The organism is Streptomyces sp. NPDC004539, from assembly GCF_040610055.1.
Lineage (GTDB): Bacteria > Actinomycetota > Actinomycetes > Streptomycetales > Streptomycetaceae > Streptomyces.
This window is the reverse complement of record NZ_JBEXLS010000028.1, coordinates 40,805-60,388: the sequence shown is the minus strand read 5'-3', so window position 1 is coordinate 60,388 and position 19,584 is coordinate 40,805. Positions and strand designations below refer to the sequence as shown.

Here is a 19,584-nt window from a genome sequence, read left to right as displayed (position 1 = left end):
GCGCCGTCACATCAGGCGAGGAGCGCGGTGATCCGGCGGGCCACCTCGGGGTCGCGCATGATCGGGTACGTGGCCGTGGCGTCGTACCAGGTCATGTCGAGGCGGGGTGCGGCCCTCGGCCAGTGGACCTCCAGGTCCGCGCGGGCGTGGGCGCGGCCGAAGGCGGTGACGGGACCGTCGTAGGGGAGGATCTCGAAGTGTTCCTGGGCGAACATGCCCGCCGCCCACAGGACCTGGAGGCGGGGGAAGTCCTCGGGGGTGACGGCGTCGTCGTACCAGTGCAGGGGCGCGATACGGGCCAGGGTCTCGGCGGGGTCGAGGGGCTGGGGGAGGCCGAACTGGGAGGACAGGGAGGCGAGCCGGTAGGCGAGGAGTTCGTCGAGGCCCCAGCCGGGGTCCACCAGGGAGAGCTGGGAGGGCGGATTGACCAGGACCAGCGCCCGCACCTCCTCGCCGGACGCGCGCAGGCGGCGGGCCATCTCGTAGGCGACGAGACCGCCCTGGCAGAGGCCGCCGAGGAAGTAGGGGCCGTGCGGCTGGAGTTCGCGCAGCTCCAGGAGGTAGCGGTCGGCCATCTCGGTCAGGGAATGCAGGGGGCGGACGTCTCCCCGGTAGCCGGGCGCCTCGAAACCGTAGAAGGGGCGGCCCGCGCGCCAGGCGTCGACGACCGGCTCGGCGAACCGGACGTTTCCGGTGCCGACATGGACGCAGAAGAACGGCTCGCCCCGGCCCTCGGGCGCGAGGGGCAGCAGACAGGTCACGGCGTCCCGGTCCCAGGGGCTCGCCGCCGTGCGCCACACGTCGGCGGTGGTCAGGGCGGGCGCCGGCGGGGGAGCGGCGGGAGCGGTCAGGGCGGCGGCGAGACCCGCGACCGTACGGTGCTCGAAAAGGTCCTCCGCACGCATGGCGAGCCCACTGCGCCGGGCGGCGCCGACGACGTCGACGGCGAGCAGCGAGAAACCGCCGAGCTCGAAGAAGTCGTCGTCCGGCCCGACCTCGGTATCAAGCAGCTCCTCCCAGATCGCGGTGAGGGTCTGTACGGTCTCGGTGCTCATGACGTCTCCTTCGAACGGGATGCACGGGGCGCGGCGAGCGCGCGCCGGTCGGTCTTGCCGGACGGAGTCAGGGGCAGCGCGTCCAGGACCCGGTAGCGGTCGGGCACCATGTGCGCGGGGAGTTCACCGGCCGCGTGCGCCCGCAGCCGCGCCTGGAGACCGTCCGCCCGCCCCGGCGCCGGCACCACGGCGGCCAGCAGGAGACCAGCCCCCGCCGGCGTCGTCGCCACCGTCACCGCGACGTCGCTCAGCAGCCCCGACCCGCGCAGCACCGCCTCGACCTCCCCGGGCTCGATCCGGAACCCCCGCAGCTTGAGCTGCTGATCCGCCCGCCCCACGTACTCCAGCTCCCCGCCCGGCAGTTCACGCGCGAGATCGCCGGTCCGGTAGTGCACGACGGAGTCCAGCGCGACGAACCGCTCCCGCGTCAGCTCCGCCCGGTTCAGATAGCCGGCCGCCACCCCGGCCCCCGCCACCCACATCTCCCCGACCGCCCCCGGCGCCACGGGAGCCCGCCGCTCGTCCAGCAGCCGCACCGACAGATGCGGCAGCGCCCGCCCGATCGGCGAGCGCACCTCCCCGGCCAGCGTCGCCTCGTCCAGCTCCTTGAACGTGACGTGCACGGTCGTCTCCGTGATCCCGTACATGTTCACCACCGTCGGCCGCACCCCGGCCCACCCGGCCAGGAACTCCCGGACGACCGGCAGGTCCACGCTCTCCCCGCCGAACACCAGCCACCGCACGGCCAGCGCCGGACACCCCGCCTCCCGGTGGGCGGTCGCGGTGTAGCGGAACACGGACGGCACCTGGTGGAGCACGCTCACCCGCTCCTCGGCCAGAAACTCCACCAGCCGCTCGGGAGAACGCGCCGCGTCCTGCGGGACGACGACGAGCGTGCCGCCGGTGGCGAACGCGCCCCACATCTCCCAGACGGAGAAGTCGAAGCTCAGGGAGTGGAAGAGCGTCCAGCGCTCCTGGGGGCCGAAGCGGAAGAGGGGGAGGGCGGCGGTGAGGAGGGCGACGACGTTGGCGTGGGTGACGGGACAGCCCTTGGGCCTGCCGGTGGAGCCGGAGGTGTGGATGACGTACGCGATGTCGTCGGAGGAGGGGCCGGTGTACGGACCGGCCGCGTCCTCCCCGGTGTCGACGACCCTGGCCCCGGCCGCCACCCTCCGGGCCCCCGGCCCGGTCACCACCCGCACCCCCGAGTCCGCCACGACGTGCCGCAGCCGCTCCTCGGGATACGCCGGGTCCAGCGGCACGTACGCCGCGCCCGCCTTGAGGATCGCGAGGATCGTCACCACCGACTCCGCGCACCTCTCCACCACGGCCCCGACCAGCTCCCCGGGCACCACCCCGTGCGCGGCCAGCACCCCGGCGGCCCGGTCGGAGCGGGCGTCCAGCTCCGCGTACGTCCACTCCTCGCCGCCGTCCCGCAGCGCCGGCGAGTCGGGCGCCCGCCGGACGCTCTCACGGAACAGATCGGTCAGCGCTGTCATACGGCTTCTCCTTCCACAGGTACGGCCCGCAGCCGTACGGCACCTTCCACGAGGACCTTCGAGGCCAGCCCCGCCGCGAGGAACACACCCGCGAGGACCAGCCAGCCGGCCGTCCCCAGTCCGACGGCCAGGGCGGTGACGAGGGCCGGGCCGAGGAACTGCTGCACGCCGCGCCCCAGCCCGAACACGCCCTGGTACTCGCCCATCCGGTCAGCGGGCGGCAGCCCGAACGAGATGCCCCAGCTTCCCGCCGACTGCGACAGCTCGCCGAACCCCAGGACGACGACCCCGGCCAGCAGCACGGCCGTCGCGACCGGCGCCGGACCGTACGCGCTGAGCGCGAGCACCGGACAGGCCGCCGCCAGCAGCACCCCGGCCCGCCACTGGGCCCGCGCGGCCCCCGGCAGTGTGTCGGCACCCCGGCTGACGGCCACCTGGAACAGCACCACCAGAACCGTGTTCGTGATCGACAGCACCGCGTTCACGGCCGTCGGCGCGGACGTGCTGGTGACGATCCACAGCGGCAGACCGACCGTCAGGACGGGCTGGTACAGCTCCAGCACCCCGCTGCTGAACGTGACCAGCAGGAAGCGGACGTCCCGCAGCGCGGCCCCCGAGGACCCGGCCCCGCCACCGGGCCGGACGGGCGGCGTCGGCGGGAACCGGCGGCCGATCAGCACACAACCGAGCTGCGCCGCCGCGTTCGTGAGGGCGACGGCGTAGAAGGCCCGCCGGCCGCCGACGGCGAGCGCGGGCGCCGCGACCGCCGCACCGAACGCGAGCCCCAGATTGAACAGCCCGCGCGTCTGCGCCCGCACCCTGGTCGCCCGCTCACCGCCGAACAGGGCGTGCGTGAGGGCGCCGCGCAGCGGGCTGCCCGCCGTCTCGCACAGGGAGATCAGACAGGCGACGACGACGAACGAGGCGTAGTCGTCGACGAAGGCGTACAGCGCGAAGAGGACCCCGAGCAGCCCGTACATCGTCAGCAGCGGCCTCTTCGGCCCGATCCGGTCGGCGAGCCGGCCCGCAGGGACCGCCCCGAGGAACCCGCACAGCCCGGCCGCCGACAGACCGAGCGCGACCTGCGTGGCGCTGAACCCGAGGACCTGCGTGAAGAAGACGGCACTCGCGGTGAGGAAGAAACCGGTGCCGCCCGCCTGTACGAGCACGAGGAACGCGAACCGCCGCGCGTCCCCCGGTTCCGGCACGAGGTCGGCCGCCCACCGCACGGGCGTCTTCCGCACGACGGTGTCAGACATGGCTGTCCCGGAGTCCGGCCGCCGTGGCACGCAGGGTGCGGCCGTCGTCCGTGGTGAACGTGTAGGAGAGGAGCCCGACGGCCTTGTCGACCGCCGCCAGCATGCCCGCGTGGTCCGGCGCGTGCCCGAGCCCGATGTCCAGCCGCTCCGTCTGCACCCCGCCGGACAGCCGCTCCCCGCGCCGCACCAGCGGCACCACCCCGCCGACCCCCGGCACACTCCGCACGTCTGCGACGCCGTGCCGCCTCTCCAGCACGCACGCCTCGCGCGGACCCGGCACCGAGAACTGGAAGTACACGCCGTCGAACCGGGGCAGCGGCGCCACCTCCACCGGGAGGCCCAGCGCGACCCGCCCCGCGACCTCGATCAGGTTCACCCCCGCCGCCCGCAGCGCGAGTTCACCGACCCAGCCGCCCAGCCTGCCGTTCACCTCGATCAGCCGGGGCCCGTCCGCCGTGAGCTTGATCTCCGTGTGCGTGATCCCCGACCGGACCCCGAGAGCGCGTACGGCGTCGGCGGCGAGCTTCCCGAGCGCGGTCACCTCCGCCTCGGGCAGGTGACTCGGCCAGAACTGGCCGGCCTCCCGGAACGGCGGGACGAGCGCGGGCTTCCCGGTCACGGCGAGGACGCCCACCTCGCCGTCCACGACGAGGCACTCCACCGACACGTAGTCCCCGAAGGGATGCTCGGGGCGGCCGACGAGGAACTCTTCCAGGACGAGGGCGGACTCCTCCCCGGCGAGCAGGTTCCGCGCGGATTCCCGGCCGCTGTCCGCGTCCCGGACCAGATAGGTGTTGCGGCTGCCCTCGCCGCGCACGGGCTTGAGGACGGCGGGGAGTCCGGTGCGGGCGACGGCCTCGGACCAGCGAGAGATGTCGTCGACGCGGTGGCTGCGGGCCTGGGGGAGGCCCGCCTCCCGGAGCCGTTCGCGCTGGGCGACCTTGTCGGTGAGGAGCCGGACCGTCGCCGGCGAGTGATAGGGGAGACCCAGTCGTTCCGCGAGCAGCGCGGTGGGTTCCTGCATGCGTTCGCTGAATGTGGTCAGTCCCCGGGTACCGGCCGCGCGCAGTGCTTCCGTCACCGCGGCGAAACCGTCGTCCAGGGAGAGGACCGGGCCGAATTCCTCGACGAGCGGGCGCATCGACCGGGCGTGCTCCGATTCACCGAGAACCGTCACCACCGGAATGCCGGTCCGCCGTAGGCCAGCCCCGATCTCACCGGCGGAAGCGGCGCCCCTGTCGTACACGAATGCTATCGGTCCGTCGGCGACTTCTGACACCTGCGTATTCCTTTCGCTTTTCCCGTGCCATTAAATCACCGAGGGATCATCGTAAAGTAAAGGATGGGTCACTTCACGGCGCGTTCAGATTTCCTGAACGCGGCTTGACGTCGCCGGACTGTCGGACATTCGGGGGTCACGTCGGTTGCGGCGACGTTTCTGTTTTCGGCAGTTCCGGTTCTTTCGCCCAGTCACCGGAAAGGAAAGCGGCATGACTGGGAGCGGCAACAAAGAGATCCGTGACTGTCAGGTTCTGGTTATCGGAGGAGGTCCGGCCGGAGCGACTTCCCGCGCTATCACATCGGTGAATCCCTCTCCATTTCCTGCTTCCGGGCCATGGAGATCATCGGAGTGAAGGACAAGGTCGAGCAGCACGGCTTCATGCGCAAGAACGGCTCCTACTACGCCTGGGGCGACGAGGAGTGGGATCTCCCCTTCAGCCACCTCCCCGGCGAGGACAACCACAGCTGGCAGGTGATCCGGTCCGAGTTCGACAAGATCCTCCTCGACCACGCCCGCTCCGAGGGCGTCGACGTCCACGAGGGTGTCACCGTCAAGGAGGTCCACTTCACCGACGGCCGCGCCACGTCGGCCTCGTGGAGCCGCGAGGGCGAGTCCGGCACGGTCGCCTTCGATCTCGTCGTCGACGCCTCCGGACGCAACGGCGTGCTCGCCAACCGGCAGCTCGCCTCACGCAAGTTCCACGACGTGTTCCGCAACCTCGCCGTCTGGGGCTACTGGAAGGACACCCCGGACCTCGGGCTCGGACCCGACGGGGCGATCGCCGTGTTCAGCCGCGAGAACGGCTGGCTGTGGGCGATTCCCCTGCACGACGGGACGCTCAGCATCGGCCTGGTCACCGGCAAGAAGGAGTACAAGGCCGACTTCGACCGGCTCGGCGGCCGGGACGCCGTCTACCACGACGCCATCGCACGGTGCGAGCAGCTCGCCGCCATCACGAAACCCGGGCGGCTCGTCTCCGAGGTCAAGAGCGAGACCGACTACTCCTACGTCTCCGACTCCTTCACCGGCCCCGGCTACTTCCTGATCGGCGACGCCGCCGCCTTCCTCGACCCCCTGCTCTCCACCGGCGTCCACCTCGCCACCTTCAGCGGCATGCTCGCCGCCGCCACCATCTCCTCGATCCTGCGCGAGGAGATACCGGAGGCCGAGTGCCGGGCCTTCTTCCAGACCGCCTACCGTCAGGCGTACGAACGGCTCCTGCTCCTCGTCTCCGTCTTCTACGAGAGCTATCGGGGCAAGGAGAGCCACTTCTTCCAGGCCCAGGCCCTCACCCGGGAGAGCCGGCAGGGGCTGCGCCTGCACGACGCGTTCCTCAACATCGTCGCCGGGACGGAGGACCTCGTCGACGTCACCACCGAGGGCGCCTACCAGGCGCTGTCCGCGAAGATCCGCGGCGACGACGGGGGTTCACCCGCGCCGATCTCCAACCACAACACGTTCAAGGAGAAGCTGCCGGAGTCGCCCGAACTGGCCGTCGCCGGGCTCTACCTGACCCTTGAACCGGAGCTGGGGCTGCGCAGGACCGCGTGAGCGGGGCGGCGCCCGGTGCCGGGACTCCCGGGCGCCGCACACCCCGACACGGTCTAGGCTCGCCCCATGCCGAGGACCGACCGAGTCGTCCGCGTGATCGCGGCGCCCCCGACCGCCGTCTACGCCGCGCTCCTGGACCGTGAGGCGCTGGAGGCGTGGCTGCCGCCGGCCGGTATGCGCGGACGTGTCGAGCACTGGGACCCCCGGCCCGGCGGGGGCTTCCGGATGACCCTCACCTACCTCGACGCCACCGGCGCTCCGGGCAAGACCTCGGACGGCACCGATGTCGTCGAGGTCGGCTTCACCGCCCTCACCCCGCCCGAACGCGTCGTCCAGCAGGCCGTGTTCGACTCCGAGGACCCCGCGTTCGCGGGCACCATGACGATGACCTGGGACCTGACGCCCGCCCCCGGAGGCACGGAGGTGACGGTGACCGCGACCGGTGTGCCGTCCGGCATCGGCGGGGCCGACCACGAGGCCGGCATCTCCTCCTCGCTGGCCAACCTGGCGTCGTACACCGAAGGGCGTCAACGGACCCGGCGGTAGACCGCGTGGATGTCCGTGACGGCTATCGACCGGAGCGGTGCCCGAGGGCTCCGAGGCCCGCCGCGACGATGACGTCCGTCCGGTCGGTCCACTGCTCGTCGCGGTTCGCCATCATCGTGGCCGTCACCGCGCCGATCGCGGCCACCACCCGCACATGCCGTTCCTCGTCGCTGTGGACGTCCGGCCCGAACGCCCGCATCAGCGTGTGCTGCGCCACCGAGAGCCGGTCCATGACCTCCGCCTCCCGCGTCAGCCAGAAGGCCCCCACGACGAGCGCCCCCATGCCCGGCCGCTCGCCGATCATCCGGACGAGCGCCTCGACGAGCACGGCGTCCCGCTCCGGCCCGACGGGCACGGCGGTGCCGACGGCCGCGAGCGTCTCGGCGGCCCGCTCGGCGTGGTCGACGACCGCGTCCTGGATGCGCTCCTTGGAGCCGAACCGCTTGAGCACGGCGGCCTTCGAGTAGCCGGAGGCGTCCGCGATCGCCTGGACCGTCCCCTGTGCGAACCCGTGCTGCGCGAACACGAAGGCCGCGACGTCGATCAGTGCGCGGTCGATCTCCTCGCTCGTGGGTTTCACATTTGACTTCATGGCCCGAAGTTACCATTCTGGTCACCCAGTAACCAAAATGGTCACCCCGAAGGGATCGGTGCAGTGGAGCACGACAACGACGCGAAGGACGCCGCCAGGACAGGACCCTGGCTGTGGCTGACCCCCGCCGTCCTCGTCACCGTCATCATGGCGACCCTCGCCGCCCTTTACCTGGGCAGCACGGTCAACTCCGCCGACCATCTCGACGGCTTCCCCGTCGCCGTCGTCAACGCCGACCGGGGCGACACCGGCGCCCGGATCGCCGAGGGCCTGCGCAAGAACACCGACGGCGACAAGTTCGACCTGCGCACCCTCACCCTCGCCGAGGTCCGCGAGGAGATGGGCAAGGGCGAGCTGTACGGCGCGATCGTCCTGCCCGCCGACCTCAGCCAGAAGCTGGGCGCCCTCGCCGGACCCGGCACCGACGTGACCCGTCCCCAAGTCACCGTCTACACCAACCCGCTGGCGAACACCTCCAGCGTCTCCATCGTCAACTCCTACGCCACGAAGGCCCTCGCGAGCGCCAACGAGACCGTCGGCGGCCAACTCCTCACCGCCGCCCCCAAGTCGACCGGCGCCGCCCGCCTCGTCCTCGCCGCGCCGATGGAGGTCCACACCACCCCGTACGAGCCCGTCCCGAACGGCACCGGCAACGGGCTGTCCGCCTTCTACTACGCCCTGCTGCTCGTCCTCGCCGGATTCACCGGCTCCGTCATCGTCGCCAACCTCGTCGACGCGAAGCTCGGGTTCATCCCCCTGGAGTGGGGGCCGGTCTACCGCATGGCGGAGCGCTCCGGGCGCAGCCGGCTGTCCACGCTGCTCCTGAAGTGGGCGGTCATGGGCGGACTCGCGGTCGTCGTCAGCGCCGCCTACCTCGGGATCGCCGCCTGGCTCGGCATGCCCCTCGACCACCCCTGGCAGCTCTGGCTGCTCGGCGTCCTCGTCATCGCCGCCGTCGCCGTGGTCGCCCAGGCGATCCTCGCGCTGCTGGGCGGGCTCGGCATGGTGATCAGCCTCCTGGTGTTCGTCGTCCTCGCGGTCCCCAGCTCCGGCGGCACCACCCCGCTGGAGGCCCTCCCGCCGTTCATCCGCTTCCTCGCCGAGTTCGAACCGGTCCACCAGGTGTACGTCGGCACCCGCGCGATCCTGTACTACGGAGCGACCTGGGACGCGGGCGTCGGCCGCGCGGTGACCGCCTCGCTCGTGGCCCTCGTCCTGGGCCTCGCCGCCGGCTGGCTCGGCACCCGCGCCTACGACCGCAAGGGCCTCACCCGAAGCCACCGGGCACCGGCCACCGAGCCGGCCGAGGAGCCGGTCCCGGCCTGACGCCGGCCGGGACGCTCCCCGCACAGGGACGGACGGCGCCGGAATCCGCTACCCCGGCGCCGCCCGGGGTCGTGCGCCGCTCAAGGCACGACCCGCTCGGAGGGTGCCACCCACGTGCTCCCTCCCAGGTTCCCGCGCCTCCCCGGCCGTCCGCATCTCGTACGGCTACCGCGCGCCCAGCGTCCTGCTGTAGACCGTGGAGCTGCGCCGGACCGTCATCCCGATGTGCTCGTACAGCGACAGCGCCCCCGTGTCGGAGTGCGTCCACAGGGTGCAGCCCGGCCTCCCCTGCCGCTGGAAGGCGCGGAACGCCTCCAGGAGCAGGACCCGGGCGATCCCCCGGCCGCGCTGGTCCCGCCGTACCGCGACCCGCTCGACGTACCCCTCCTCACCGCCCGGGACGTCCAGCGACAGGACCGCGCCGACCATCTCGTCCCCGGCGAAGGCGACCGGCGACGCGGCGGGCGCGAACGTCGTCCGCCCGACCGTGTGCCCGGCCCACTCCGCGTAGCTCTTGCGCCGCTGCTGCCACTCGTCGAACGCGTCCTCCGTGAGCCGGTACGCCGCCTGCTCGTCGCCCGGCCGGAAGGCCCGGACCGTGACCCCCGCCGGGGGCCGGGGCACCTCGGGCTCCACCGGGGTCGCGATGTGCAGGAGCCACTCGGTGACGAGCCGGGAGTACCCCCGGGAGACGAGCAGGGAGACCGCCGCGTGATCGCTGTCGGCGAGGGTCTGGGCCAGCCGGTCGCCGCCCCGCTCCCGGGCCCGCGCCTCCACCCAGGCCAGCAGCCACGCACCGAGGCCCCGCCCCCGGTGACGGGGATGCACCTGAACCGTCGCCCGCCGCCCCCTCACCCACCCCCAGCCGACGGCCTCGCCGCCGTCGTCGTGCACCAGCACCGTGTCGGACGCGGGCTCCAGCCCCGGCACGGTGAGATCGGCGGCGATCCGGTCCGCGCCGGTGGAGGCGTGACCGTGGAGGTCCTCCTCGCACAGGGCGACCAGCCGGTGGATCGCCGGGACGTCGGCGAGGGTCGCCGGGCGGGTCCGGTGGCCGGGCGGCGGGAGGGGAGGTACGAGGGGAGGTTCAGGGGAAGGCATGGGGGAACCCTGAGCCATCCGCCCCGCGCTGTCGACCGGATTCACCGGCTGGCCGTAGAGCGATGTCCCGGCTGCCCGTCGAGTGCCGGCCGGCCGCCTCACCGCCGCCCGGCCCCCGGCCGCCCGCTCTCGGGCGGTGCGAGATACCCCGCGACCGGCCCCGCCGTCGCGACGACGATCTGGTCCACGGCGATCGCCGCATCGCCCATGAACAGCCGCAGCACATGCTCACCCGGCGCCTCGACGACGACCGTCGCCGTCAGCTTCTCCACCCCCTCCTCCACGTTCCGCGCCCACGCGTCCCCCCGGTTGCCGGTCGCGACGGCCTGCCCCGACAGCACCACCGGAACCTGGTCGTCCAGGGCGACCGCCAGCCGCCGCCGGCCGCGCTCGTCGAGGGACGGCAGCCGGAAGACGGTCACCGGGAACGTGCCGGTCGACGTGAAGTGGACCCGGTAGCGCAGCTCGGGCGAGCGGGTGGCGAACGCGTCCGTCACCGACGCGGCGGTCGAGGGCACGGCCTCCACGGCGGCGGCATGACGCCCCAGCCCGCGCACGGTCCGCCAGCGGGCGCCCCCGCGCGGGATCTGCCGGTCGTAGTGGGCCGCCTCGATGGACACGTACCCGTGGGCCTCGACGAACCCCTGGGTGCGTTCTGGGGAGTTGACGACTCTGAGGGGCACCTCGGTGCTGCGGCCCGCGCCGGTGAAGGTGACCGTCGGGGTGTGGGTGCCCTCCGGGACGCGCGCCCAGTCGAGGTCGACCCAGACCCGGGTCTGGTCGGTGAGCGTGCCGTCCGACGTGTCCAGCCGGACCCACGGCTCGCTCGCGCGGGCCGTCCACTCCAGCGGCAGGAAACCGGTGTTGAAGACATCGACGAAACGCCGGCCCCGGTCGGTCCAGGAGAAGGAGAGCGGGCGGGCGGTGCCCACGTCGTTGCCCTCGGCGGCCACACCCAGCCCCGAGGTCTCCTGGCGGGCGATCCGCGTGACCGCCGGACGGCCCGGCGCCTTCGGGATCTGGGACGGGTACGGGTTGACGACGCCGTCCCATTTGCCGCCCGCGATCTCGGTGTTGTAGCGCCGGGTGACCGCCTGCTCGTCGGCGTGCGCGGCCTCGGCGAGGTCCGCGTACCGGTTCGTGCCCGCGCCGCGCCCCTGGCGGACGGCGAGGGCGTTGCGGTCGGCCCAGTAGTACTTGAGGTTCATCAGCCAGGCGCCGTGGACGGGGTACTCGACGAGTTCGAAGTAGGCGTCCCGGCAGGACTCGGGAAGGCCGGCGCCGAGCGCGCGCACCCGCTCCAGGAGAGCCGCGTACGCGTCCGTGCGGCGGCCCGCCTCGTCGCCGTGGTGGACGGTCGAGAAGATGTCCCGGTCGATGAACTCGGGCCGGCGCTCGGCTGCGAGCCGGTAGAACTCCGTGCGGATCGCGGTGAGTTCGGCGGCGTGGCGGCGGCCGAACTGGCGGCCGTACCACTCGGCGAGGAACGCCTCGGGGCCCGCGCGGTCGACGTCCCAGGCCAGGTCGAGGCAGAAGGACAGGCCGGTCTCGATGGACTTGAGGTCTCCGACGTTGAAGATCCACATCCGGTCGACCTGATGCTCGTGGACCCGGCGCAGCTCCTGCCACACCTTGGCGAGCTGGGTGGTGTCCAGCCACAGGTAGCTGCGGGGGCGGCCCCAGTAGGACAGGTGGTAGTAGATGCCGTTGCCGCCCGCGCGGGCGCGCTCCGCCTCGTCCGGGAGCTGGCGCATGTTGCCGTGGTTGTCGTCCGGCCAGATCAGGGTCACGTCGTCCGGCACCCGCACGCCCGCGTTGTAGAGGTCCAGGACCTCCTTGTACGGGATGAAGATCTGCGGCTCGGCCCCGGCGCCGACCTCCTCGGCGAGGATGCGGCGCTGGTCGGCGATGATGTCGTTCATCACCACGACCTTCTCCGGGATCGTCGTGGCGTTGCGGGTCTCCAGCGCGCTGTCGTGCAGCCCCCGCATCCCCAGTGTCCAGCTGCTCTCGTAGTGCGCGTTCTGCCGGGCGCGGGCCCGCCAGTAGTCCGAGATCACCGCCGGGTTGACGGTGTAGTCGTACACCGGCAGACCGCCGTCCGCGTTCCGGTGCTCCGCCGCCCACGGGTCCCACTCGTGGACTCCGTTGCGCAGCATGGCCTCCGGATGGCTGGAGCCGACGACGATGCCGTACCGGTCCGCCAACTGGGCGTTCTCCGCGTACTTGTTGAAGAAGTCGGAGTACGGATGCATCGCGGGCCACAGGTAGTTGGCCTTCAGGCGCAGCAGCAGTTCGAAGATCCGCTCGTAGGTCCGGGGGCCGATGTTCTTGTCCGGCTCCTGCGTGCGGTGCGACCAAGTGGTCAGGTTCTGCTCGTCGTTGATGAAGACACCCCGGTAGCGGACGGCGGGCTCACGCCGCTCGAAGGTGTGCGCCGGGACGGTGACGGTGTCCCGGCGCACGACCGGCACGTCGGCCCACCAGTACCAGGGGGAGACGCCGATGCGCTCCGAGGTGTCGTAGATCCCGTAGACCGTGCCGCGCCGGTCGCTGCCGGTGATGGTCAGGGCGCGGTCCACGCCCGGGAAGGGGCGGTCGACGACCCGGGTCACGGAGGCTTCCCAGGGGCCCGGTTCCTTGGCGGTGGCGATGACGACCAGGTGGGCGGCGCGCTCGGGAAGGGTGTGCAGGAGCCGGGGGCGGACACCGCTGACGCGTTCGACGTCGGCCGCGAGGTCACCGGCCGCGCGCAGGACGGCGGGGTCCTCGGCGGGGTCCACGTAGAGGTCGGTGGCGCTGCCGTCGGCGACCAGCGGGAAGTCCGGCCCGCCCGAGGGCGCCGCCTCGGCGACGCCCGGGAGCAGCGGGGCCGCCCCGGCCGCCGCCATGCCCAGCAGGAACGACTTGCGGGTCCACAGGGGTCCGTCCGGCACGAGGCACTCCCGATCGATCCATAGCTGGCCAGTAGGGCATGAACAGGTCAAGAAAGCGCTTGCTGTGCACTGTAGGAGGCTCCCCGCAGGCCCGTCCAGAGGTGGGGAGCGACCGATGACGCCGTAGATCGTTAGGGCTGTCGGAGAAAGGCGAGGTGCGGGATGGCCGAGAGCGCAGCCGAATCGGGGGACGCGCCCGGACTGCGGGAGTCGTACGACGCCTGCGAGGCCGAAGTCCGGTCGCGGCTGCCCGCGTTGTGGACGGCGACCGGCGTCCTGCCCGCCGAGGTACGCCCGGCGATGCACGCGATCCACGGCTGGACCGTGCGCACGGACCGGATCGCCGACGAGGGCCCGCCGGAGCTGCGCGCGGAACGGCTCGCCCGCTGGCGGGCCGACACGCTCGCCGAGTTGGGCACCGGCCGCAGCCGACACCCCCTGCGCCGGGCCCTGGTCGACACCGTGCACCGGCGAGGACTCGAACCCGCCCTGGTCGAGGAGCACTTGGCGGCCGTCACCGCCGACTGCGCGGCGCCCCCGGAGTTCGAGTCGTTCGCGGACCAGCGGCGCTATCTGCGCGGGATCACCGGCGTCGTGGGGGAGTTGTGGGCGCCGCTGCTGGAGCCGACCGGCCCCGAGGGGCCCGGGCTGCTGTCGGCACTGTTCGACGCGTGCAAGGTCGCGGACCTCTTCGAGGATCTGCCCGACGACCTCGCGGCGGGGCGCTGCTACTGGCCCCGGGAGGATCTGCGGAGACTCGGGCTGACGGCCGGCGACTTGAGCGGGGGAGCGTCCCGGGAGGCGCTGGACGCCTTCGTCGACCTCCAACTCGCCCACTGGCACACCCTCCTGACCGAGGCGACCCCCGCCGTCTGGTCCGTCGGCGAGCCGTACCAGGCGTTCCTGCACGCCCTCCTCCTCGGCGTCCAGATCCACTACGACGAGGTCACCCTCCTGCGCTCCCGCGTCCTCACCGAGGGCCTCGAACAGCCCACCGCCGACGCCCGCCCCCGCCCGCCCTGGCCGGGACCTCGCCCCGGACACATCGCGGTGATCATGGACGGCAACCGGCGCTGGGCCGAGGCCCACGGCGCACCGGCGCTCCACGGACACCACGCCGGATCACGCGCCGCGCTGCGGCTGGTCAACTCGGCGCTACGGCTCGGCATCCGGCATCTCAGCGTCTACGCCTTCTCCACCGAGAACTGGAGCCGCTCACGCGAGGAGACCGCCGCCGTCCTCGACGCCCTCGCCGACCAGATCTCCCGCAGCACCCGCCATCTCCACGCGCTCGGCGTACAGGTCCGCTGGTGCGGGCGCCGCGACCGCCTCGACACCTCGCTCGCCTCCTCCCTCGCCCTCGTCGAGAGCCTGACCCACGCCAACGACGTCCTCACCCTCACCCTCTGCGTGGACTACGGCGGCCGGGAGGAACTCGCCGCAGCCGCACGGGCGTTGGCCGCCGAGGCGAGCACCGGGACGATCCGCGCCGAGGACATCGGCCCCGCCGACCTCGCCCGCCACCTCTACGTCCCCGAACTCCCCGACGTGGACCTGCTGATCCGCACCTCCGGCGAGCAGCGGATCAGCAACTTCCTGCCCTGGCACCTCGCGTACGCCGAACTCGTCTTCGACCCGGCGCCCTGGCCGGACTACGACCTCACCCGGCTCAGGAACGCCGTCGGCGCCTACACGGCCCGCGAACGCCGCTTCGGCGGCCGGCCCCCGGCCTCCGATGCGCCTTCTCCGGCGGAGGACACGGGCGGCCGACCCCTCACGCCTTCTTCGGCGGCGTGTACACCCCCTCCGCGCTCACCCACGCCAGCACCGAGTCGAGGGTGACCTCATCGGTGGCGAACGTCGTCGCGAGCGTCTCCAGGAGCTCAGGCGTCGGCCGCAGCGGGACGTCCGTGACCTTCACCTTCATCGGCTTCCCCGGCGGCACGCTCTCCGCCTGGAGCACCCCCGCGTCCAGCCCCGGCCGGACCGTCGCCCGGTGCCCCACGTCCAGCCCGTTGACGACGCACCTGCCCCAGGCCACCCCGTCCTGGAGGAACCCCTGCATCTCGGTCACCCGGACCGTGCCCTCCGGCGTCCGGATCTCGACGCCCCCGGCCAGCCGCCCGTTGCCGTGCGCCTTCGCCGGGTTCAGCGGCGAAGGGTCACCCTTCCCCTCCCCGGACCCGGCGGGGAACCGGACCGATGCCCCGTCCGCGCCCAGCACCGCCGGGGCCACCGCCGACACCGTCGCCCCGAACCGGTCCAGCAGCGCCTGCCCGAGCGGCGTCCACCGGATCTCCGCCGACGCCTGCGAGACCGTCCCCAGCGAACCGTCCGCGGCGACCGCGTCCGGCGCGCCCGTCAACTGCGCCAGGAACGGGGCCGCCATGACCGCCCCCAGCATCGAACGACGTGAAGTGTCCATCCGTACCCGCCTGTTCCGTCCAGGACCGCACCGCACGGCCCGGGAGGATCATCGGGGCCCGCGTGCCAGGACGGCCGTCGACCGTCCGAAGGAGCGGCCCGGACCACCCGATCGTGGGACGGCCCCGCCGGGCCGGACTCAGCCCAGATCGAGCCGCTCCAGCAGCCCGGCGTCCGTGAACGCGGCCACCAACTCCGCGCGCCCCTCCGTGAAATGGGCCCAGCTGTCGTAGTGCACGGGCACGACACGCCGCGCGTCCAGCAGCCGGGTCGCCTCGACGGCCCGCGCGCTGTCGAGGACGAGGAGCGCGCCGTCGAACAGCCGGGGGACCCGGGGCGCGCCCGCGAACAGGACGGCCGTGTCGACGGGGGCGAAGCGGCCGGCCGTCTCGCGGACCGCGTCCAGGGAGGCGTTGTCGCCGCTGACGTAGACCGTCGGCAGACCCTCGCCGGTGAGGACGAAACCGACGACCTGACCGGCGAACGGCTCGACATCCGCACGCTCGCCGGGGCCGTGGACCGCCGGGACGCCGGTGACGGTCAGCGTGCCGCCGTCCGGGCGGTCCAGCTCCACCTGCTCCCAGTCGGCGAGGCCCCTCGCGTTGCCGCCGAGCCGCTCCGCGCCGCCGGGGGTGGTGAGGGTGAGCGGGACGTCCGCGAGGAGGGCCCGGCCGGAGGTGTCCAGGTTGTCGGGGTGTTCGTCGTGCGAGAGGAGCACGACGTCGACGGGGCCCAGGTCGGCCGGGGCGGCGGCGGAGGGGGCCGTCTTGGTCAGGCTGCCGCCCGGCACCGGGTACGAGCCGGGGGCGTCGAACGTCGGGTCGGTCAGGAAGCGCAGACCGCCGTACTCGAAGAAGGCGGTCGGGCCGCCGAGGGTGCGGACAGGGAACGTCACGGTGAATCTCCTCACGGATGTTTCGTCGTCAACCGTGAGAGGATCGTAAGTGCGTCTCACGGATGGAAGCAAGGAGTTCCGTGAGAATCAGGGAAGGGAGGGCGTCGTACCATGACCACCGTGGAAGAGAACGTGACGCAGCCCGCGCCGGGGGAGGACCGCCACCCCTCCCTCGCCCTCGCGAACACCGCGATGGCCCTGCCCGGCGGGCACTTCATCGACCTGCTCGGCACCCCGGCGACGGCGAGCCACTGGCTGATCGAACGCGGCCTCGCCCCCGCCGACGCCGCGCTCGGCGAGATGTGCGCGGCCCAACTCCGGGCCCTGCGCGAGCAGATCAGGGCCCTCTTCGCCTCCCGTGTCGCCGCCCTGCCCGCACTCCCGGTCGCCCTCGCCGCCGTCAACGACGCGATGACCCGCGTCCCCACCGCCCCCCTCCTCCAGTGGGACGAGAAGACCGGCCCCTACCGCAGCACCCCCCACCCCACCACCGCCCTCGTCGACCACGCCCTCGCGGCCCTCGCCGCCGACGCCGCCGACCTCCTCACCGCACCCGCCGCCGAACGCCTCACCGCCTGCGCCTCCACCCCCTGCAACCGCTACCTCCTGCGCAACGGCCGCCGCCACTGGTGCTCCACCCGCTGCGGCGACCGCGCCCGCGCCGCCCGCGCCTACGCCCGCCGCACCCGGCCCGCCGCCGACTGAGCGCCGGCGGGGGAAATCCGTTGGCGCTCAAGGAGGCCCGCGCCCGAGCATGGCCCCATGAACGACAGCCCCGAACGCTGGACCCAGGCGACCGTCCACCCCGACATGTGGGTCGACCCGGCCGACGACCCCCGGGACAACGACGGCCCCGGTCCCGACGGCGAACTCCCCACCCTCCTGGACTTCCTCTCGGGCTACCGCCTCACCCTGCGCATGAAGTGCGACGGCCTCACCCCCGAGCAGCTCGCCACCCGCTCGGTCCCGCCCTCCACGATGTCCCTCCTCGGCCTCCTGCGGCACCTCGCCGAGGCCGAGCGCGACTGGCGCAACTGGATCACGGACGGCGAACCGCTCCCCAAGCTGTACGGAAAGCGCGACGCCGACTTCGACGACGCCGTCGGCGACCAGGCCGTCGTGGACGCCGCGTACGCCGACCTGGAGCGCGAACAGGCCGCGCTGGACGCCGAGTTGGCCGCGTTCCCGGATCTCGGGCAGCGGGTGGGGAAGGACGGCGTCGCGATCCGGGAGCTGATGGTCCACCGCATCGAGGAGTACGCCCGGCACTGCGGGCACGCGGATCTGCTGCGGGAGCGGATCGACGGACGGGTGGGGCAGTAGCGGTCTCCCACCCGTCCGCGGATTACTCAGGCGCAGGTCAGGCCGGTGGGCGCGGTCGTCCCGCCGGTCACGGTGAAGCCGAACGTGGTACTGGCACCCGCACCGAGCGTTCCGTTCCAGGACGCGTTGCGGACCGTGACGGTGCCGGTCGTGCCGGTGTTCTGGCCGCTCCAGAGGCTGCTGACGGTCTGCCCGGCGGGGAGGGGCAGGATGACGGTCCAGCTGTTCAGCGTGCCCGAACCGCTGTTGGTGACGGTCACCTCGCCTTGGTAGCCGCCCTGCCAGGAGTTGACCGTGCGGTGCGTGGCGGTGCAGACGGCGCCGGGATCACCGCCGCCGGTCGTACCTCCGGTGGTGGTGCCGGTACTGGTACCGGAAGTGGTGCCGGTGGTGGTGCCGGACGTCGTCCCCGACGTCGTCCCGCCCCCGCCCGTCAGAACCGGCGTCTGCCAGTCACGCCACTGCCCGAGGTTCCCCGCCTTGTTCGCCGCGATCCGGAACACCCCGGACGAACTTCCCGTCCCCGACAGGAACTTCGCCAGGTTCTGCTGGAGCGGCGCCCGCCACTCCGCCCGCGACGCGCAGTGCGTCCCGTCCTGGACGTCCGACCAGTAACTGATGTTCCCGCCCGCGCCCAGCGCCTTGTACACCTCGGCGCCGCCGAGCGCCCCGACGCTGCCGGACCGCGCGCCGAGCCAGTCGATGTGCGGGTTGTCCATGACGAACAGCCCCCGGGGCGCGACCATCCCGACGATCTCGTGGGTGTCCACCGGCAGCCCGGTCGGATTGCCGACGTACGGGGCGAAGGCGTCCCCGAACCACGGCTGCCCGTTGTACGCGTTGGTCAGCGGCTCCGACCCACTCTCCCCGGGGACACCCCGCCAGATCGGCACCCCGGCCGTCCCCGACTCGATCGGCATCGTCAGCGCGATCCGCTGGTCGAACGCCCCGGCGACGAACGCGCCCTTCCCGAACCGCGAACAGCCGGTCACGCCAGTCGCGTCGGCCTTCAGCACCGAGCCCCCCGACTGCTCGACGACGTCGATGATCCGGCTCACGCCCCACGCCCAGGCCATCAGGAGCCCGGTGCTGCTGGAGGAGCCGTAGAGGGTGTAGAAGGCGCCCTGCTTGTTGGTGCGCGGCGTGTTCTCCGCACCCACCGCGTAGGGGTCGTAGCTGATGACGGCCACGCCGGACGCCTTGATGGTCGCGGTGTCCGCGCCGAACCCGCCGTACACGACGACCGCCGGGAACGGGCCGGTGCCGCTGGGGAGTTCGACGCCGGCGGAGAAGCTCGCGCTGCGGCCCTGGTCGCCGACGTTCACGGTGATCCGGCTCGATGTGACCGACCCGGTGACGGAGGCCGGTCTGGGCGGCTTCTGCCCGTACACCGTTCGTTCCGCCAGCTCCCTGATCTCCGCGCGACGGCACCGCCAGTCGGCCGCTGCGGCGACCCGGGTGCCGTCGATCCGGGTGAACGGATCGGGGAGCAGGGACTTCGAGGCCGTCGGCGTCGCGGCGACCGGGCAGTCCAGGCCGTCGTCCTCGACGCCGACGGCCGTCACGGCCTCGGCGGGCCGCGCCTGGTGCACGGTCGTGCCGACCAGGGCCGCGACCCCGGCGAGCGCGGTCGCCACCAGCAGCCCGGGGCTGTGGCGGCGTAAGCGGGAGAAGCGCATGACACCTCCTGAAGGGATTCCAGAGACGAGGTGGGAGCGCTCCCACCATAGGAACGCGCCACGGGGACGGCAATGCGGTGCGTCCGCGCAATTCCGGCCAACTTTCGGAAAGGGTT

16 protein-coding genes are annotated in these 19,584 nt (G+C 72.8%); 6 read left to right on the top strand and 10 right to left on the bottom strand.

Annotated elements, in window-relative coordinates; all coding sequences use genetic code 11:
* Nucleotides 1–11: 11 nt before the first annotated feature.
* The 4 genes from ABZX85_RS40370 to ABZX85_RS40355 are packed head-to-tail and all read right to left on the bottom strand — an operon-like array spanning nucleotide 12 to nucleotide 5,092.
* A complete protein-coding gene (locus tag ABZX85_RS40370; RefSeq protein ID WP_355880787.1) occupies nucleotides 12–1,055 on the bottom strand; it encodes a thioesterase domain-containing protein in 1,044 nt (347 codons plus the stop codon).
* Nucleotides 1,052–2,554, bottom strand: a complete 1,503-nt coding sequence (locus ABZX85_RS40365; RefSeq protein ID WP_355880784.1) for an amino acid adenylation domain-containing protein — start codon at nucleotides 2,552–2,554, stop codon at nucleotides 1,052–1,054. The genes ABZX85_RS40370 and ABZX85_RS40365 overlap by 4 nt, the downstream gene beginning before the upstream one ends.
* Nucleotides 2,551–3,813, bottom strand: a complete 1,263-nt coding sequence (locus ABZX85_RS40360; RefSeq protein ID WP_355880782.1) for an MFS transporter — start codon at nucleotides 3,811–3,813, stop codon at nucleotides 2,551–2,553. The genes ABZX85_RS40365 and ABZX85_RS40360 overlap by 4 nt, the downstream gene beginning before the upstream one ends.
* Nucleotides 3,806–5,092: an ATP-grasp domain-containing protein gene (locus ABZX85_RS40355; protein WP_355880779.1), complete on the bottom strand. Its 1,287-nt coding sequence runs from the start codon at nucleotides 5,090–5,092 to the stop codon at nucleotides 3,806–3,808. Before ABZX85_RS40355 ends, ABZX85_RS40360 begins: the two co-directional genes overlap by 8 nt.
* A gap of 243 nt (nucleotides 5,093–5,335) precedes the next feature.
* Between ABZX85_RS40355 and ABZX85_RS40350 the strand changes: the two genes are divergently transcribed.
* Both ABZX85_RS40350 and ABZX85_RS40345 read left to right on the top strand, forming a co-directional pair.
* Nucleotides 5,336–6,646, top strand: coding sequence for an NAD(P)/FAD-dependent oxidoreductase (locus ABZX85_RS40350; protein ID WP_355880959.1), 1,311 nt, complete (start codon nucleotides 5,336–5,338; stop codon nucleotides 6,644–6,646).
* 66 nt (nucleotides 6,647–6,712) lie between these two features.
* On the top strand, nucleotides 6,713–7,192 hold the full coding sequence (locus ABZX85_RS40345) for an SRPBCC family protein (RefSeq protein WP_355880777.1): 480 nt from the start codon (nucleotides 6,713–6,715) through the stop codon (nucleotides 7,190–7,192).
* Between the two features lie 22 nt (nucleotides 7,193–7,214).
* On the opposite strand, the gene ABZX85_RS40340 is transcribed toward ABZX85_RS40345, so the two are convergent.
* Nucleotides 7,215–7,784, bottom strand: coding sequence for a helix-turn-helix domain-containing protein (locus ABZX85_RS40340; RefSeq protein ID WP_355880774.1), 570 nt, complete (start codon nucleotides 7,782–7,784; stop codon nucleotides 7,215–7,217).
* Nucleotides 7,785–7,847: 63 nt separating this feature from the next.
* Between ABZX85_RS40340 and ABZX85_RS40335 the strand changes: the two genes are divergently transcribed.
* Nucleotides 7,848–9,110: a DUF3533 domain-containing protein gene (locus ABZX85_RS40335; protein WP_355880771.1), complete on the top strand. Its 1,263-nt coding sequence runs from the start codon at nucleotides 7,848–7,850 to the stop codon at nucleotides 9,108–9,110.
* A gap of 165 nt (nucleotides 9,111–9,275) precedes the next feature.
* Here ABZX85_RS40335 and ABZX85_RS40330 read toward each other — a convergent pair whose 3' ends face one another.
* A complete protein-coding gene (locus tag ABZX85_RS40330) occupies nucleotides 9,276–10,211 on the bottom strand; it encodes a GNAT family N-acetyltransferase (RefSeq protein ID WP_355880768.1) in 936 nt (311 codons plus the stop codon).
* Between the two features lie 98 nt (nucleotides 10,212–10,309).
* A complete protein-coding gene (locus tag ABZX85_RS40325; protein ID WP_355880956.1) occupies nucleotides 10,310–13,102 on the bottom strand; it encodes a glycosyl hydrolase 115 family protein in 2,793 nt (930 codons plus the stop codon).
* Nucleotides 13,103–13,309: 207 nt separating this feature from the next.
* Between ABZX85_RS40325 and uppS the strand changes: the two genes are divergently transcribed.
* Complete coding sequence (gene uppS, locus ABZX85_RS40320) at nucleotides 13,310–14,989, top strand: polyprenyl diphosphate synthase (protein WP_355880766.1); 1,680 nt, start codon at nucleotides 13,310–13,312, stop codon at nucleotides 14,987–14,989.
* On the opposite strand, the gene ABZX85_RS40315 is transcribed toward uppS, so the two are convergent.
* On the bottom strand, nucleotides 14,922–15,572 hold the full coding sequence (locus ABZX85_RS40315; RefSeq protein WP_355880763.1) for a hypothetical protein: 651 nt from the start codon (nucleotides 15,570–15,572) through the stop codon (nucleotides 14,922–14,924). The two genes, uppS and ABZX85_RS40315, sit on opposite strands and share 68 nt — an antisense overlap.
* 138 nt (nucleotides 15,573–15,710) lie before the next feature.
* On the bottom strand, nucleotides 15,711–16,466 hold the full coding sequence (locus ABZX85_RS40310) for an MBL fold metallo-hydrolase (protein WP_355880761.1): 756 nt from the start codon (nucleotides 16,464–16,466) through the stop codon (nucleotides 15,711–15,713).
* A gap of 111 nt (nucleotides 16,467–16,577) precedes the next feature.
* On the opposite strand from ABZX85_RS40310, the gene ABZX85_RS40305 reads away from it, so the two are divergent.
* Nucleotides 16,578–17,171, top strand: coding sequence for a CGNR zinc finger domain-containing protein (locus ABZX85_RS40305; protein WP_355880758.1), 594 nt, complete (start codon nucleotides 16,578–16,580; stop codon nucleotides 17,169–17,171).
* Nucleotides 17,172–17,228: 57 nt separating this feature from the next.
* Complete coding sequence (locus tag ABZX85_RS40300) at nucleotides 17,229–17,789, top strand: DinB family protein (RefSeq protein WP_355880755.1); 561 nt, start codon at nucleotides 17,229–17,231, stop codon at nucleotides 17,787–17,789.
* Nucleotides 17,790–17,815: 26 nt separating this feature from the next.
* Here ABZX85_RS40300 and ABZX85_RS40295 read toward each other — a convergent pair whose 3' ends face one another.
* A complete protein-coding gene (locus ABZX85_RS40295) occupies nucleotides 17,816–19,468 on the bottom strand; it encodes a cellulose binding domain-containing protein (protein ID WP_355880752.1) in 1,653 nt (550 codons plus the stop codon).
* Nucleotides 19,469–19,584 lie beyond the last annotated feature (116 nt).

Coding starts and splice junctions, on each gene's coding strand:
- ABZX85_RS40305 (WP_355880758.1), top strand. CDS start 16,578: ATGACCACCGTGGAAGAGAACGTGACGCAGCCCGCGCCGGGGGAGGAC.
- ABZX85_RS40370 (WP_355880787.1), bottom strand. CDS start 1,055: ATGAGCACCGAGACCGTACAGACCCTCACCGCGATCTGGGAGGAGCTG.
- ABZX85_RS40295 (WP_355880752.1), bottom strand. CDS start 19,468: ATGCGCTTCTCCCGCTTACGCCGCCACAGCCCCGGGCTGCTGGTGGCG.
- ABZX85_RS40340 (WP_355880774.1), bottom strand. CDS start 7,784: ATGAAGTCAAATGTGAAACCCACGAGCGAGGAGATCGACCGCGCACTG.
- ABZX85_RS40300 (WP_355880755.1), top strand. CDS start 17,229: ATGAACGACAGCCCCGAACGCTGGACCCAGGCGACCGTCCACCCCGAC.
- ABZX85_RS40365 (WP_355880784.1), bottom strand. CDS start 2,554: ATGACAGCGCTGACCGATCTGTTCCGTGAGAGCGTCCGGCGGGCGCCC.
- ABZX85_RS40345 (WP_355880777.1), top strand. CDS start 6,713: ATGCCGAGGACCGACCGAGTCGTCCGCGTGATCGCGGCGCCCCCGACC.
- ABZX85_RS40325 (WP_355880956.1), bottom strand. CDS start 13,102: ATGGCGGCGGCCGGGGCGGCCCCGCTGCTCCCGGGCGTCGCCGAGGCG.
- ABZX85_RS40330 (WP_355880768.1), bottom strand. CDS start 10,211: ATGCCTTCCCCTGAACCTCCCCTCGTACCTCCCCTCCCGCCGCCCGGC.
- ABZX85_RS40315 (WP_355880763.1), bottom strand. CDS start 15,572: ATGGACACTTCACGTCGTTCGATGCTGGGGGCGGTCATGGCGGCCCCG.
- ABZX85_RS40360 (WP_355880782.1), bottom strand. CDS start 3,813: ATGTCTGACACCGTCGTGCGGAAGACGCCCGTGCGGTGGGCGGCCGAC.
- uppS (WP_355880766.1), top strand. CDS start 13,310: ATGGCCGAGAGCGCAGCCGAATCGGGGGACGCGCCCGGACTGCGGGAG.